General features: G+C 69.2%; 13 protein-coding genes. 2 read left to right on the top strand and 11 right to left on the bottom strand.

Features of this window, described 5'->3' with window-relative positions; all coding sequences use genetic code 11:
• Nucleotides 1–10 precede the first annotated feature (10 nt).
• Nucleotides 11–1,075 carry a serine/threonine protein kinase gene (locus ACFPFG_RS15055; protein WP_183020073.1) on the bottom strand — a complete coding sequence of 355 codons (1,065 nt, stop codon included), beginning with the start codon at nucleotides 1,073–1,075 and terminating at the stop codon, nucleotides 11–13.
• A gap of 65 nt (nucleotides 1,076–1,140) precedes the next feature.
• Here ACFPFG_RS15055 and ACFPFG_RS15050 point away from each other — a divergent pair, with 65 nt between their 5' ends.
• The gene (locus tag ACFPFG_RS15050) at nucleotides 1,141–1,860 is read left to right on the top strand and encodes a 2'-5' RNA ligase family protein (RefSeq protein WP_380107225.1); all 720 of its coding nucleotides are present in this window, start codon (nucleotides 1,141–1,143) and stop codon (nucleotides 1,858–1,860) included.
• On the opposite strand, the gene ACFPFG_RS15045 is transcribed toward ACFPFG_RS15050, so the two are convergent.
• From ACFPFG_RS15045 to ACFPFG_RS15030, 4 genes are all read right to left on the bottom strand, one after another.
• Nucleotides 1,861–2,277 carry an organic hydroperoxide resistance protein gene (locus ACFPFG_RS15045; protein ID WP_183020075.1) on the bottom strand — a complete coding sequence of 139 codons (417 nt, stop codon included), beginning with the start codon at nucleotides 2,275–2,277 and terminating at the stop codon, nucleotides 1,861–1,863.
• Between the two features lie 64 nt (nucleotides 2,278–2,341).
• Nucleotides 2,342–2,809, bottom strand: a complete 468-nt coding sequence (locus ACFPFG_RS15040) for a MarR family winged helix-turn-helix transcriptional regulator (protein ID WP_183020076.1) — start codon at nucleotides 2,807–2,809, stop codon at nucleotides 2,342–2,344.
• Nucleotides 2,810–2,902: 93 nt separating this feature from the next.
• Nucleotides 2,903–3,718, bottom strand: a complete 816-nt coding sequence (locus tag ACFPFG_RS15035) for a crotonase/enoyl-CoA hydratase family protein (protein ID WP_012203128.1) — start codon at nucleotides 3,716–3,718, stop codon at nucleotides 2,903–2,905.
• A gap of 102 nt (nucleotides 3,719–3,820) precedes the next feature.
• Nucleotides 3,821–4,669: a 3-hydroxybutyryl-CoA dehydrogenase gene (locus tag ACFPFG_RS15030; protein WP_183020077.1), complete on the bottom strand. Its 849-nt coding sequence runs from the start codon at nucleotides 4,667–4,669 to the stop codon at nucleotides 3,821–3,823.
• Between the two features lie 156 nt (nucleotides 4,670–4,825).
• On the opposite strand from ACFPFG_RS15030, the gene ACFPFG_RS15025 reads away from it, so the two are divergent.
• Nucleotides 4,826–6,418 (top strand): GMC family oxidoreductase, encoded by a 1,593-nt coding sequence (locus ACFPFG_RS15025; protein WP_380107222.1) that lies wholly within the window; start codon nucleotides 4,826–4,828, stop codon nucleotides 6,416–6,418.
• An 82-nt stretch (nucleotides 6,419–6,500) separates the two neighbouring features.
• Here the strand turns inward: ACFPFG_RS15025 and ACFPFG_RS15020 are convergent, their stop codons facing one another.
• The 6 genes from ACFPFG_RS15020 to ACFPFG_RS14995 form a co-directional block, all read right to left on the bottom strand.
• The gene (locus ACFPFG_RS15020; protein WP_380107220.1) at nucleotides 6,501–7,676 is read right to left on the bottom strand and encodes a GGDEF domain-containing protein; all 1,176 of its coding nucleotides are present in this window, start codon (nucleotides 7,674–7,676) and stop codon (nucleotides 6,501–6,503) included.
• 60 nt (nucleotides 7,677–7,736) lie between these two features.
• The gene (locus ACFPFG_RS15015; RefSeq protein WP_183020080.1) at nucleotides 7,737–9,233 is read right to left on the bottom strand and encodes an AMP nucleosidase; all 1,497 of its coding nucleotides are present in this window, start codon (nucleotides 9,231–9,233) and stop codon (nucleotides 7,737–7,739) included.
• Nucleotides 9,234–9,236: 3 nt separating this feature from the next.
• A complete protein-coding gene (locus tag ACFPFG_RS15010; RefSeq protein ID WP_374622298.1) occupies nucleotides 9,237–11,315 on the bottom strand; it encodes a putative bifunctional diguanylate cyclase/phosphodiesterase in 2,079 nt (692 codons plus the stop codon).
• A gap of 172 nt (nucleotides 11,316–11,487) precedes the next feature.
• Nucleotides 11,488–11,991, bottom strand: a complete 504-nt coding sequence (locus ACFPFG_RS15005; protein ID WP_013804315.1) for a GlcG/HbpS family heme-binding protein — start codon at nucleotides 11,989–11,991, stop codon at nucleotides 11,488–11,490.
• Between the two features lie 157 nt (nucleotides 11,992–12,148).
• On the bottom strand, nucleotides 12,149–12,790 hold the full coding sequence (locus ACFPFG_RS15000) for a response regulator transcription factor (RefSeq protein WP_197953537.1): 642 nt from the start codon (nucleotides 12,788–12,790) through the stop codon (nucleotides 12,149–12,151).
• Nucleotides 12,787–14,361 carry a sensor histidine kinase gene (locus ACFPFG_RS14995; RefSeq protein ID WP_380107217.1) on the bottom strand — a complete coding sequence of 525 codons (1,575 nt, stop codon included), beginning with the start codon at nucleotides 14,359–14,361 and terminating at the stop codon, nucleotides 12,787–12,789. The genes ACFPFG_RS15000 and ACFPFG_RS14995 overlap by 4 nt, the downstream gene beginning before the upstream one ends.
• Nucleotides 14,362–14,395: the final 34 nt, after the last annotated feature.

Below are 14,395 nucleotides of genomic sequence, written 5' to 3'. Positions count from 1 at the left end.
CCCGGTGGCCTCAGGCGTATAGAGGCTCTTCCTGCATGGCTTCGATCTGCTCGTTGAGCATGTCCACCTGTCCGCGCCAGTAGTCGGGCGTGCCGAACCAGGGGAAGTTGATGGCAAAGATCGGATCGTCCTGGCGCCGCGCCAGCCAGGCGCTGTAGTGAATGAGGCGCAGCGTGCGCAGCGGCTCGATCAGGGCCAGCTCGCGGCGGTCGAAGGGACGGAACTGCTCGTAGCCATCCAGCAGGGCGCCCAGCTGGCGTGTGCGCTGGCCCCGGTCGCCCGACAGCAGCATCCACAGGTCCTGCACGGCCGGGCCGGTGCGCGCATCGTCCAGGTCCACGAAATGCGGGCCGCCGCGGCCTTCGTCATCCAGCGGCGTCCACAGCACGTTGCCGGGATGGCAGTCGCCATGCAGGCGCAGCGTGCGCGCGCTGTGCAGGCCGAAGTGGCCGGCCGCGCTCATGCCGTCGGCGGCGGGTGCCATCAGGTCCAGCGCGCGCTGGCAGGCGGCCTTCCAGGTGGATTCCACTTCCAGCGGAATCAGCTGCTGGCCCAGCAGCCACTGCATGGAATCCTGGCCAAAGCTGGCCAGGTCCAGCGCCGGCCGGTGCGCAAAGGGCCGGGCCGCGCCCACGGTGTGGATGCGCGCCAGGAAGCGGCCGGTCCATTCCAGCACCTCGAAGTCGTCCAGCTCGGGCGGACGGCCTCCGCGCCAGGGGCTGACCGAGAAATCAAAGCCCGCGTGGCTGTGCAGCGTGGCGCCTTCCAGCACCAGCGGGGGCACGGCGGGCACTTCGGCGGCCGTCAGCTCGGCGCTGAAGGCATGCTCCTCCAGGATTTGCTCGCGGCTCCAGCGGCCCGGGCGGTAGAACTTCAGCACAACGCGTTCGCCGTCCTCCAGCACGGCCTGGTAGACGCGGTTCTCGTAGGAGGCCAGGGCCGTGAGCCGGCCGTCGCCCCACAGGCCGACCGAGGCCAGGGCATCGAGCACCACGTCGGGCGTGAGGCGGGCATAGGCGTGCGAGCCGTCGTCGGGGACGGCATTCAGATCAGGATCGTGCGGTGTGACGTACATGGGGCGATTGTCGCCGGGGCTGGCTTAAGCTGTGCGGCTGCCTAGCCTTTGCCGATTCGCCCGCCGTGCCGCTGCTGCCCCATTTCCTGCAATCCCATGCCATTGCCAGCGCGGCCGGGCCATCCGACGACTGGAGTGATTGGCACCTCGGCCGTGGCCGCTATGCGGTCTGGGTGGTGGCGATGCAGGCGCTGGCCCCGCCCGTGCGCGACGCCGTGCAAGCCGCCTGTGCGCAGGCACGTCGTTTGCTGGGCACGGCGCTGGTTCCGCACTGCCAGCGGCAACTGCATGTGACCCTGGCCACGGCGGGCTTTCTGGATGGCGATGCGGCCCTGCCGGACGCCTACGGCGCGGCGGAACTATCGCGCGACTTGCACGCGCTGCAGGACCTGCCGGCCGCGCCGCTGCAACTGGAATTCGGCGGCTGGGGCAGTTTCGAGATGGCGCCCTATCTGCAGGTGCGCGACAGCAGCCAGGGCGGGCCCACGCTGGGCATGCTGCATGGTGCACTCAGGCCGGCAAGGCCCGGGCTGGCGCTGACCGAGGCGCTGCGCCCCTACGTGCCCCATGTGACGCTGGGCGCCTGGAACGCCGCCTGGCCACGCGCCCAGGTGCTGCAATGGATAAGCGGCCTGCCGGTGCTGCAGCACCGGCAGGCCGACGTGGGCGAGATCGCGCTGGTCAGCTATGCGGCCGACGCGTTGCACGGTCCGTTGACCTGCCATGCGCGCTACGACCTCGTTGGCCGCAGGCTGCAATGGCTGCAGAGGCCGGACTGGGCCTGATCAGGCCAGGGTGATCTGCACGTCGATGTTGCCGCGCGTGGCGTTGGAGTAGGGGCAGACCTGGTGGGCTGCGTCCACCAGGGCCTGGGCGGCGGCCTTGTCCATGCCGGGCAGGCTGACCTTCAGGCGGGCAGCGATGCCGTAGGCGTTGGGGATGGTGCCCAGGTCCACTTCGGCGTCGATGGACAGGTCCTGCGGCAGGCTGATCTTCTGCTTGCCGGCCACGGCCTTGATGGCGCCGATGAAGCAGGCCGAGTAGCCTGCGGCGAACAGCTGCTCGGGATTGGTGCCCGTGCCGCTGGTGCCTGGCGAGGAAAGGGTCACGTCCAGGCGTCCGTCATCGGTGCGCGAGGCGCCGTCGCGGCCGCCGGTGGTGTGGGCACGTGCGGTGTACAGGACTTTTTCGAGCTGGGCCATGGTGTCTTCCTTTTGCAAAGTTGTCCGGCTGTGCGGACGGGTGGAGGAAATCGGCAATCCGTTGTCAGTCGCTGCGGCGCGGCGCCAGCCGCTGGCGCAGTGCGCCGAGTTGCTGCGTCAGCGCCTGCAACTCGGGCAGCGTGCACTGCGTGCTTTGCAGCACGCAGGCGGGAATCTTTTCAGCCGCATCGCGCAGTGCCCGGCCTTGCGGGGTGAGCGTGATGCGCACGCGGCGCTCGTCCTGCGCATCGCGCACCCGCTCCAGCAGATTCGCGCCTTCGAGCCGCTTGAGCAGCGGCGTCAGCGTGCCCGAATCCAGGGTCAGCTGCTCGCCGATCTCCGACACGGTCAGGCCGTCGCGCTCCCACAGCACCAGCATCACCAAGTACTGCGGATAGGTCAGGCCGATGCCCTCGAGCAGGGGCTTGTAGAGCTTGGTCATGGCCAGCGACGCCGAGTACAGCGCAAAGCAGACCTGGTTGTCCAGGCGCAGAAGCTCGGGGGTGTCGGTGGGCAGGGCGTTGCGTGGCATGGGTTGAATTATTGCTGTCAATTAAATTGTGCACAATTTAAATGGGGAAATCCCTCCAGATCGGAGGGGGAAGATCGGGAGGGCGAGAAAGGCCTACCGGCCCGTGAAGCGCGCGGGGCGTTTCTCGATGAAGGAGCGCACGCCTTCGGCGGCATCCTCGCTGCTGGCCAGGCGCTGCTGCACGGGAATGAAGTCGGCCACGGCGGCGGCCTGGCCCAGCTCGATGGCCTTGAGCACATTGAGTCGCGTGGCCACCACGGCCTGCGGCGCCTGGGCGGCAATCCGCTCGGCAATGCGCAGGGCCTCGGCCAGTTCCTGGCCCGCCGGCACCACCTTCTGCACGAAGTTCAGGCGATAGGCCTCGGCGCTGTCGAACTCATCGGCCGTGAGCAGGTGCAGCATGGCATTGCCCACGCCCGCACGCTCGGCCATGCGCAGCGTGGCGCCGCCCGTGGGCATGATGCAGCGCTGCACCTCCAGCTGGGAAAAGCGGCAGTCATCGGCCGCCACCACGATGTCGGCTCCCAGCATCAGTTCGATGCCCACCGTGAAGCAGATGCCCTTGACGGCCACCACCATGGGCTTGGCGCGGCGCCGGTAGCCGACCAGGCCGTAGTCGTGCGGCTCCACCAGGCCTTGCGGGATGGCCTTCCTGCCCGAGCGCAGGTACTCCGCCATCACCGGCAGGTCCAGCCCCGCGGTGAAATGGCTGCCAAACGCATGCAGCACGCCCACGCGCAACTCTGGATCGTCGTCCAGGCGCGTATAGGCCTCGGCCAGCTGCTGGAACATGGGCGGCGTCCAGCCGTTGCGCTTGGCGGGGCGGTTGATGCCGATCAGCAGCACATGGCCGCGCACTTCGCAGCTGATGCAGCCTTCGGGCGGCGGGGTGGGGGTGTTGATGTCCATGGTTGTCTCCTGCGCATGGACCTTAGAGCAGGCCGCTGGAGGGCGCAGTCGCGCAGAAGACGGCCGGCCCGTGCGGGCCGGCAGGCAGGCAAAGGCCGTGTATCAGTAGCTGTACACGCCGCGGCCCGTCTTGCGGCCCAGGCGGCCGGCGGCCACCATTTCCTTGAGCAGGGGGCAGGCGCGGTACTTGCTGTCGCCGAATTCCTTGAGGTAGACCTCCATCACGGCCAGGCACACGTCCAGGCCGATCATGTCGGCCAGGGCCAGCGGGCCGATGGGCTGGTTGCAGCCCAGCTTCATGCCGGCGTCGATGTCCTCGGCCGATGCCAGGCCTTCGGCCAGCACGAAGAAGGCCTCGTTGATCATGGGCACCAGGATGCGGTTGACCACGAAGCCGGGCGCGTTCTTCACGGTGATGGGGCTCTTGCCCAGGCGCTCGGACAGTTCCTTGACCGTGGCGTGCGTTGCGTCGCTGGTCTGCAGGCCGACGATGATCTCCACCAGCGCCATCATGGGCACGGGGTTGAAGAAGTGCATGCCGATGAACTTGTCGGCACGGCCCGTCACGGCAGCCAACTGGGTGATGGAGATGGACGAGGTGTTGGTGGCGACGATGACGTCGGCATCCAGCAGCGCGTCCAGCTGCTTGAGGATCTTGACCTTGAGCTCGTAGTTCTCGGTGGCGGCCTCGATGACCAGCTGCGCGCCCTGGAGCGCCGCGTAGTCGGTCGATGTCTTGATGCGGGCCAGGGCTGCAGCCTTGTCGGCTTCGGTCAGCTTTTCCTTCTTGATCAGGCGGTCCAGGCTGCCCGAGACGGTGGCCACGCCCTTCTGGACGGCGGCCTCCGAGATGTCCACCATGACCACGTCGATGCCCGATACCGCGCAGGCCTGCGCGATGCCGTTGCCCATGGTGCCTGCGCCGATGATGCCTACGGTTTGAATTGCCATGACTGTCAGTCTCCTCAAACGAACAAAGTGAATGCGAACGTGAATGCGATCCAGCGATCGTAGCGGGATTCGGAGCATCCACCGGGTTTGCCCCGGCTTGCGGCGCCGCGCAGGCGACTGCAACAGTGGATGGCTACACCGCAGGGGAGGAGAGACATGCTGGACTACATCGTGATCGGAGGGGGATCGGCGGGCTCGGTGCTGGCGGGCCGGCTCAGCGAGGAGGCCGAGACGCAGGTGGCGCTGCTGGAGGCCGGGCCCCCCGACTCCAGCGTGCTCATCCACTGTCCGGCGGGCATGGCCGCCATGGCCAAGGGCGGTCGCTACAGCTGGGGCCTGTCCACCGTGCCCCAGCCGGGCCTGGGCGGGCGGCGCGGCCACCAGCCGCGCGGCAAGGTGCTGGGCGGCTCCAGCGCGGTCAATGCCATGGTCTATGTGCGCGGCCAGCCGGCCGACTACGACCACTGGGCGGCCCAGGGCAACCCGGGCTGGAGCTGGAACGAGGTGCTGCCCTATTTCCTGCGTGCCGAACACAACGAGCGCGGCGCCGATGCCTGGCATGGCGCGGGCGGGCCGCTGAACGTGGCCGACCTGCGCGATCCCAACCCGCTGTCCCGGGCCTTCGTGCAGGCGGGCGTGCAGGCCGGCCATGCGCACAACGCGGATTTCAACGGCCAGGCGCAGGAGGGCGTGGGCCTGTACCAGGTCACCCAGCGCCACGGCGAGCGCCACCACGTCGCCAAGGCCTATCTGGCACCGCACCGTGCCAGGCCCAATCTGCGCGTGGAAACGGGTGCCCAGGTGCTGCGCATTCTGTTCGAGGGCCGGCGCGCCGTGGGCGTGGAGTACCTGCAGGGCGGTACGGTGCAGCAACTGCACTGCCGTCGCGAGGTGCTGCTCAGCGGTGGAGCGCTGCTGTCGCCCCAGTTGCTGATGCTGTCTGGCGTGGGGCCGGGCGAGCACCTGCGTTCGCTGGGCATCGATGTGGTCCACCATCTGCCCGGCGTGGGCGCGCATCTGCATGACCACCCGGATGTGGTGCTGGTGGTCGATGGCGCGCAGCTGACCGACAGCTTCGGCCTGTCACTGGGCGGTGCGCGCAGATTGCTGGCCGCCGTGGGCCAATGGCGCAGCCAGCGGCGCGGCATGCTGACCACCAACTTTGCCGAGGCGGGAGGCTTCATCCGCAGCAGCCCTGGCGAGGCTGCGCCCGATCTGCAGCTGCACTTCGTCGTCGCCAAGCTGGTGGACCACGGGCGCAAGACGGTCTGGGGCCATGGCTATTCGCTGCATGTCTGCGTGCTGCAGCCCGCCAGCCGCGGCAGCCTGCGCCTGGCCAGTGCCGACCCGCTGGCCCTGCCGCTGGTGGACCCGGCCTTTTTCTCCGACGCGCAGGACATGCGGCGCATGGTGAACGGCGTGCGCCGTGCCCACGAGATCCTGGCCCAGCCGGCACTGGCGGCCCTGGGCGGGCGCGAGATGCCGGTCTCTGCCGGCGCGCAGGACGAGGCCGGCATCGAGGCCTTCATCCGCAGTCATGCCGACACCATTTATCACCCTGTGGGCAGCTGCCGCATGGGGCCGGGGCCCATGGACGTGGTCGATGCGCAGCTGCGTGTCTACGGCATCAAGGGCCTGCGCGTGGTCGATGCCTCGGTCATGCCGCGCATCGTCAGCGGCAACACCAATGCGCCCACGGTGATGATTGCGGAGAAGGCGGTGGACATAATCCGCAACTGCGCCCACTAGAGCGTGTGCCCGTGCGCCATGGCCTGCTCAGGGGCGGAGGCCGACTGCTGCGTCCCCTGGGCCTCGGACGCGGCCGCCGGACTCAGCCGCACCTGCGTCCAGCAATCGCGCCCGCGGCGCTTGGCGGCGTAGAGGGCGGCGTCTGCGGGGCCAGCATCAGTTCCAGGCACAGGCCGTTCCAGACCTGGGGTGCGTGGGCGCAGCCGGCGCTGAAGCGGACTTCGAAGCCCAGCACCTTGCGCGAGGCCTGCAGTAGCGCAGACTGCAGGCGGGTGCACAGGGTGTCCACGCCGTCCTCCGTGGTGTAGAGCAGCAGGCAGAACTCCTCGCCGCCCCAGCGCGCGGCGATCTCGTCGCTGCGCAGCTGCTGCTGCAGCAGGCGGGCGAACAGGCACAGCGTCTGGTCGCCCACGGCATGGCCGTATTCGTCGTTGACATGCTTGAAGTGGTCCAGGTCCAGCATCACCAGGGCCAGGGGCTGCCGGTGGCGCTGGGCATGGGCCAGCATGGCGGGTGCACGCTCCAGCAGGGCGCGGCGGTTGGGCAGCCCGGTGAGCATGTCCTGCAAGGCCAGGTCGCGCAGTTGCTGGCTGGTCTCGTCGCGCCAGGCCACGAGCACGGCCACCATCAGAAGCGTGCTGCTCAGCGTGGTCAGCAGGGCGAAGATCTGGTTGGCGCCGCTGTCCGCGGTGAAGCTGGGCAGGAAGGGCGTGGCCAGGGCCAGGTAGCTGCGCAGCAAGAGCATCAATCCCATGAAGGCGGCCACGCCGCACATCAGGTAGCGCCAGCTGCGCGCCACGGGCCGGCGCGGGCCCAGGCACAGGCCGGCCAGGGCCACCAGGCTCAGTCCGTGGGTGGCGCTGAACCAGCCGGTGCGCAGGGCCGTTTGCGGCAGCAGCAGGGCAAAGCCCAGCGGTCCCAGCACGCACAGTGCGATCAGCCCCCACTCCAGCCAGCGCGGGCGCGGCCCCAGCCATTCGCGCAGGGCGCGCACCATTTGCCATTGGGCGCAGGCCGCGCAGACGGCGGCGCCCAGCGACAGAAGATCGCGCCAGAGCAGGCCATGCGGCAGGCGGCTGGCGATCAGGATGCAGATCCAGGCCCCGGCCTGGATCAGGAAGAAATGCTGGGCATGGCGCGCGGCGCCGCTGACGCGCCGGCCCATGGCCAGGGGCAGGGCGGCCGACATGGCCATCATGTTCATGGCCACGACCGCGGTCATGGAGAAAAAGTCCAGGGGCGGCAGCGTGGAGGGCATGGACGTCCCTGGATGGCGGTGCGAGGCGAGAGGCGAAACGCAGGAGCGGGCAACGCTCGCTTACTGGAACGCCACCTCCGCAAAGCTGCGCAGCTTGCGGCTGTGCAGGCGCTGGGTGCCGCCCTCGCGCAGGATGTCGATGGCGCGCATGCCGATGCGCAGATGCTGGTCCACGCGCTCGCGGTAGAAGTGGTTGGCCATGCCGGGTAGCTTGATCTCTCCGTGCAGCGGCTTGTCGGACACGCACAGCAGCGTTCCATAGGGCACGCGGAAGCGGAAGCCGTTGGCCGCGATGGTGGCGCTTTCCATGTCCAGCGCCACGGCGCGGCTCTGGCTGAAACGCAGCTGGGGCAGGTTGTTGGGCAGCAGTTCCCAGTTGCGGTTGTCGGTGCTGGCCACGGTGCCGGTGCGCATGATGCGCTTGAGGTCGGGTCCGTCCATCTGCGTGACGTCGGCCACGGCCTGCTGCAGGGCCAGCTGGATCTCGGCCAGCGCGGGAATGGGCACCCACAGCGGCAGCTCTTCGTCCAGCACATGGTCCTCGCGCACATAGGCATGGGCCAGCACGTAGTCGCCCAGCTGCTGGCTGTTGCGCAGGCCCGCGCAGTGGCCCAGCATCATCCAGGCATGCGGGCGCAGCACGGCGATGTGGTCGGTGATGGTCTTGGCGTTGGCCGGGCCCACGCCGATGTTGACCATGGTGATGCCGCTGTGGTCGGCGCGCACCAGGTGGTAGGCCGGCATCTGCGGCAGGCGCGGCGGCGGCGTGCCCAGCTCGTCATTGGGCTGGGCCGGCAGGCCGGTGCGGCGCGTGACCACGTTGCCGGGCTCGATGAAGGCCACGTACTCGCTGTCTTCCCTGGCCATTTCGGCGTGGCCCAGGCGGATGAATTCGTCGATGTAGAACTGGTAGTTGGTGAACAGCACGAAGTTCTGGAACCACTCGGGCTGGGTGCCCGTGTAGTGGCGCAGGCGGTGCAGCGAATAGTCCACGCGCGGGGCCGTGAACAGCGACAGCGGCAGGGCCTCGCCCGGCTGGGGGCGCCAGGTGCCGTTGGCGATGCCGTCGTCCATGGCCTCGAGGTCGGGCAGGTCGAACACATCGCGCATCAGCTGGCGCCGCTCGCGCGTCAGCGTTCCCTCGATGTGGTCGTTCTCGGCGAACGAGAAGTGGATGGGGATGGGCTTGTCGCTCAGGCCCACCTCCAGCGGCACGCCGTGGCTCTTGATCAGCAGGCGGAACTGCTCGGCGTAGTAGCGCGAGAACAGGTCGGGCCGCGTGAGCGTGGCCTCGTGCGTGCCCGGGCCCTCGACGAAGCCGTAGGCCAGTTGCGTGTCGGCGCGCGACACGGTGCTTGTGTGCATGCGAACGAAGGGGTAGTAGGCGTGGACGGGCGCGGCCGGGGTTTCGCCGGAGACGAAGCGCTGCATGTTCGAGCGAAGGTGCTCTATCTGCTCCCGGTAGATCTGCTGTACGTGCTCCAGGGCCCGCTGTGGGTCGGTGTGCAAGGTGGCTGCGGCCCTGGAGGCCTGCGAGGGGTTGTGAAGCAAAACCATGGGCTATTGTCGTTGGACTGGATGACTGTTGTGCAATTGCCAGGCGCGCGCCCTCTCGGCCGGCAGGGGCGGCGCCACAAGGTATCCCTGCATCATGCCGCAGCCCAGCTCGCGCAAAAGCGCCAATTGGGCCGGTGTTTCCACGCCTTCCGCCACGATGTCCAGGTGCAGGCTGTGGCCCATCTGCACGATGGCGGTGACGATGGCCGTGTCGTCCTCGCTATCGGGGACGTCGGCGATGAAGGAGCGGTCTATCTTGAGCTGGTTGATCGGGTGGCGGCGCAGGTAGGCCAGCGAGGAGTAGCCGGTGCCGAAGTCGTCGATGGCCAGGCCCACGCCCAGGGCCTGCAGCGCCTGCAAGGTGTCCTGCACCTGCCCGCTGGTGTGCATCAGCGTGGATTCGGTCAGTTCGATGTGCAGCCAGCGCGCCTCCAGCCCCGTTTCTTCCAGCACCTGTGCGACCTCGCGCGCCATGTCGCGCTGGCGGAATTCCAACGCCGAGAGGTTCACGGACAGCGGCACCGGCGCCAGGCCCTCGTCCTGCCACTGGCGCGCCTGGCGGCAGGCCTCGCGCAGCACCCAGTGGTCTATGGCCGAGATCAGGCCGCGCGCCTCGGCAAAGCCGATGAACTCGCCGGGCAGGACCAGGCCGCGCTGCGGGTGGCGCCAGCGCACCAGGGCCTCGAAGCCCGCCAGCCGGCCATCGGCCGTGAAGGTCTGGGGCTGGTAGTACAGCTCGAACTCGCCGCGCTCCAGCGCGCCGCGCAGCTGCTGCTCCTGCATCAGCATCTGGGCCTGGGTGGCCTGGCCGTCCTGGGCGGGTGCATAGAACTGCAGGTTGCGGCGGCCGCTGTCCTTGGCCATGTGCATGGCGCTTTCGGCGCGGTTGAGCAGTTCTTCGGCGGTTTTCCCGTCGCCGGGGTACATGGCGATGCCCATGCACGGCGAGATCACCAGCGGCGTGCCATCGATGGTGCAGGGCACCTCGATGATGCGCTGCAGGTGGCTGGCCTGGGTTTCGGCCTCCTGCGGATCGGGGTCGTCGGTGAGCACGACCACGAACTCGTCGCCGCCCACGCGCGCCACCAGGTCATGGGCGCGCACGCTGCCGCGCAGGCGCTGGGCGACCTCGCACAGCAGCAGGTCGCCGGCCTGGTGGCCCAGCGAGTCGTTGATGGTCTTGAAGTGGTCCAGGTCGATGATGAGCACGGCCAGGGCGCGCCGCTTGACCGAGGCCAGCGACAGCGCCTGGCGCAGCATCTGGATCAGGCGCACGCGGTTGGGCAGTTGGGTGAGCTGGTCGTGCTGGGCCAGGAAGTCCATGCGCTCCTGCGCCAGCTGGCGCAGCGTGATGTCGCGCACCAGCACGATGCGGTAGGGCCCGCCCTCGGCCGGCATGGTCTTGGCCTCGATCTCCACGGGGATGCGGTGGCCCTCCTTGTGCTGGATGGCGCCGTCGAAGCGGTCCTCGCGGCCGCTGCGCATGTATTGCAGCGCATAGAGGCGGAACTCGGGGCAGATGTAGTCGAGGATGGGGCGGCCGGTCAGCTCGTCCAGCGTGTAGCCGGCCAGGCGTGACAGGGCCTCGTTGCCGTCGATGATCAGGCCGTCGCGGTGCATGACGATGGCCTCGGTCGTGACCTCGGTGAACTTGCGCATGCGCTCTTCGCTGTCGCGCACCTTCTGCGCCACATGGTGGTGGTGGCTCACGTCGGTGATCTGCACCACGGCGCCCTGCAGCTGCCCGTGCTCGAAGTGCGGCATCAGCAGCGATTCGATATGGCGAGGCGGTCCATCCGGCCGGGGCACCTCGCGCTCGTAGCGCACATGTTCGCCGCGCAGGCCGCGCTCCACATGCTCTGCGATGAGCTGCCACGCGGCTTCGCCCACGATCTCGCGCACGGTCTTGCCGACGGCCTCGGCGGGCGTCAATCCGAAATTGCGTGCGTAGTTGATGTTGGCGAAGCGGCAGCGCAGCGTGTGCGCATCGAAATAGGCCAGCATGGCCGGAGCCGTATCTGCTATCAGCCGCAGCAGCGTATCGTTGGGCCCCGTGGTTTGCGCATCGACGTTCTCTGGCATTCGTCCCCCTCGCTGGGGATTTATAGCGGAATCGCCGAGATTTTGATAGCACTCTTGTACGAGGGTGAGCGGCCGCTGACGCGAGGGAGCGCGTGCGGCTGTCGAGCATCAGGGCCGGCCGTGGCGGCCTGTCTTTTTTTTGCAGCGCCGCATCACGGATGGCGCGGCTTCTTTACTTGAGCAGGTCCTGCACCTGGCCCAGTGCCGTCTGGGCGCACTTGTCATCCAGGTGGCCGCCGGGCGCGCCGCCGATGCCCACGGCGCCGATCACCTCGTTGCCCACCTTCACCGGCAGGCCGCCGCCAAGCAGCAGGTAGCCGGGAATGTTCACCAGGTTGGCGGCGCCGGGGTTCTTCTGCGCGCCTTCCATGATGGCCAGCGTGCTGTTCTTGGCCGATGCGGCCGTATAGGCTTTCAGCCGGCTGGCCTCCAGCGTGTGGGGGCCGGCATTGTCGGCGCGCTGCACGGCGCGCACGGTACCGGCGCGGTCCACCACGGTGGCGGTGACGGCATAGCCATCGGCGGCGCAGGCGGCCACGCTGCGTGCGGCGATCTGGTTGGCCAGCTCCAGCGACATGTTCTTTTCCGTGCGCACGGCCTCGGCCTGGGCGGCGGTGGTGATCAGGCCCAGGGTCAGGGCAGCGAGGGTGGCGAGCTTGGTGGCGTGGCGTTGCATGGTCTTCTCCTTGGGGGGCAGTACGGCCCGGGCCACAAGCCCGGACGGCATGCATGCACTGTAGAAAATGCCGCCGCCGCGCACCATTCGGACGGCTACGCGCGGCGCTGCGTAGAAATACGGATAAGCCAGGCGCGCTGGGCGAGGCGGTGGCGCTTCAGGCGCCTGCCGCCGTGTCCGCCAGGCTGGCGTAGCGGCGTATGAGCTGGGCCAGGCTGGGCGCCTCCAGCTTGGTGAAGAGGTTGGCCCGGTGCGTTTCCACCGTGCGCGGCGACAGCTCCAGGCTGCGGCCTATCTCCTTGTTGGTCAGGCCCTGCACGATCAGCGCCAGCACCTCGCGCTCGCGTGCCGAGAGCTGGGCGAAGCGCTGCTGCGCATCGCGGTCGGCCTGCTGGCGTTCGCGCGACTGCACATGCTGGCGCACGGCGCCTTGCAGCGCGTCGATCAGCACTTCGTCGTCCACGGGCTTTTCCAGGAACTCGGCCGCGCCGGCCTTGAAGGCGCGCCGGCACATGTCCACCGTGCCATGGCCGGTGAGCATGATCACGGGCTGGTCCACGCCCTGCTCCACCAGACGGCCCAGCAGGGCCAGTCCGCCAATGCCGGGCATGCGCACGTCCATCACGATGGCGCCTATGCCCTGGCGGTCCAGCCCTTCGAGAAAGGCCAGCGGATCGGCCCAGCACTGCACGCGCAGGCCCACGGTGCCGATCAGCAGGGCCAGGCTGTCGCGCACGGCCTCGTCGTCATCGACCAGATGGATCAGCGGGGACAGGTCTTGGGCAGGCGCGGCAGTCATGGGTTCGGTGGTGGTGGTGGTGGTGGTGTGAATGCGGTGGGGGCGGCGCGTGCCGTGGATGCATTGGCGCATGCACTGGCGCACGCCGCAGGCAGCAGCAGCTCGAAGCGGGCTCCGCTGCCCGGTCCCGAGGCGGCCAGCTCCAGGCTGCCGCCCATGGATTCGGCCAGGCTCTGGCTCAGCGTCAGGCCCAGGCCCAGCCCCTGGGCGCGGCCCGTGGCAAACGGGGTGAACAGGCGCTGGCGCATCTCGGGCGCCACGCCGGGTCCGCTGTCCTGCACCGCCACCAGCAGGCGGGTGTCGCGTCGTTCCAGTTCCACCCGCAGATGGCGTGTTGCGGGCGGCTGCTCGTGCATGGCCTGCAGCGCGTTGACCAGCAGGTTGTGCAGTATCTGCTGCACGGCCACGGGGTCGGCCTGGGCGGCGGGAAGATCGGCGGCCTGCACTTTCATCTGCACCTTGACCTGGACCTGGCGGCGCCGCAGCTCGGGCTCCAGAAGATAAAGCGCTTCGGCAACGGCCTGGTTCAGATCCAACGGCTCGGCCTGGGGCGCAAGCCCCGGTTGCTCCACCAGGCGGCGCAGCCGGCCTACCACGGCCGATGCGCGCTTGGCCTGCTCTGCCGCCTGCGTCATGGCCTGGCGGGCGGCGTCCATCTCGGGCGGGTCCTCGGCCAGCAGGCGGCGCGCGGCCTGGCTGTTGGAGAGCACCGCCGTCAGCGGCTGGTTCAGCTCATGCGCCATGCCGGCGGCCAGTTCGCCCAGCGTATTGAGCCGCGCCACCTGGCCCAGCTGCAGCAATTGCTCGGCGCGGCGGCGGGCCACGCGCTGGCGCAGCAGGGCGCGCAGCGCGGCCACGGCCAGCGCGCAGCCCAGGGCCCAGCCCAGCATGGCCGTCCAGGGCAGCACCGAGGCGTCCAGCGGCTGGCGCAGGTACAGCACCAGCGGCTGGCTGGGCGAGGCCAGGGTCTTGCTGACCTCCCAGGACCATGTGCTCCAGCCTTGCGCGCCGGTGCGGCCTGGCTGGATCAGGAACTCCTGGCCGCCCAGGGCCAGCCAGGCGCGCACCGGGCTGGTGGCCGGTGGCATGGGCCATTCGTCGGCGGGAATGGTGGCGCGCAGGTCCAGCAGCAATGCATAGCTGGCCGGCAGCCCGGCCTGCACCAGGTACAGGCGGCCCCGGGCCAGATCGGCCAGGGCCAGTTCGGCATGGCCGCTGGCCTGGGAGCGGCGCTCGGCCTCGGCCATGCCGTGCGGCCAGGGCGCGGGCCAGGACTCGCCTGCGGCGGCCGAGCGGCGCGCCACATCCAGCACCTGCGGATACAGGCGCGGCAACTGCTTCCATGAGGCCTGGTCGGGCGCGGGCTGGCGCGGCTGCAGCAGCGCCAGCGTGCCCAGGATGGCATCGTGCTGCACCATGCGCTGGCTCAGCAGCCGGTGGGCGATGCGGGCATCGGTGTCGAAGACCTCGCGCAGCGACTGCAGGCGCCCATGCGCCAGCCAGGCCGCGCCGCAGCCTGCGGCCACGGCCCAGGCCAGCATCCACCATGCCGCATGTCGCCACCAGTTCATGGCGCGGATTCTGGCATGCGGCCCGCGCAGGCAG

Origin of the sequence: Delftia deserti (assembly GCF_042653485.1) — a bacterium.
Classification (GTDB): domain Bacteria; phylum Pseudomonadota; class Gammaproteobacteria; order Burkholderiales; family Burkholderiaceae_C; genus Comamonas; species Comamonas acidovorans.
Note: the sequence above shows the minus strand (reverse complement) of the source record. Positions and strands in the feature narration are given on the sequence as shown.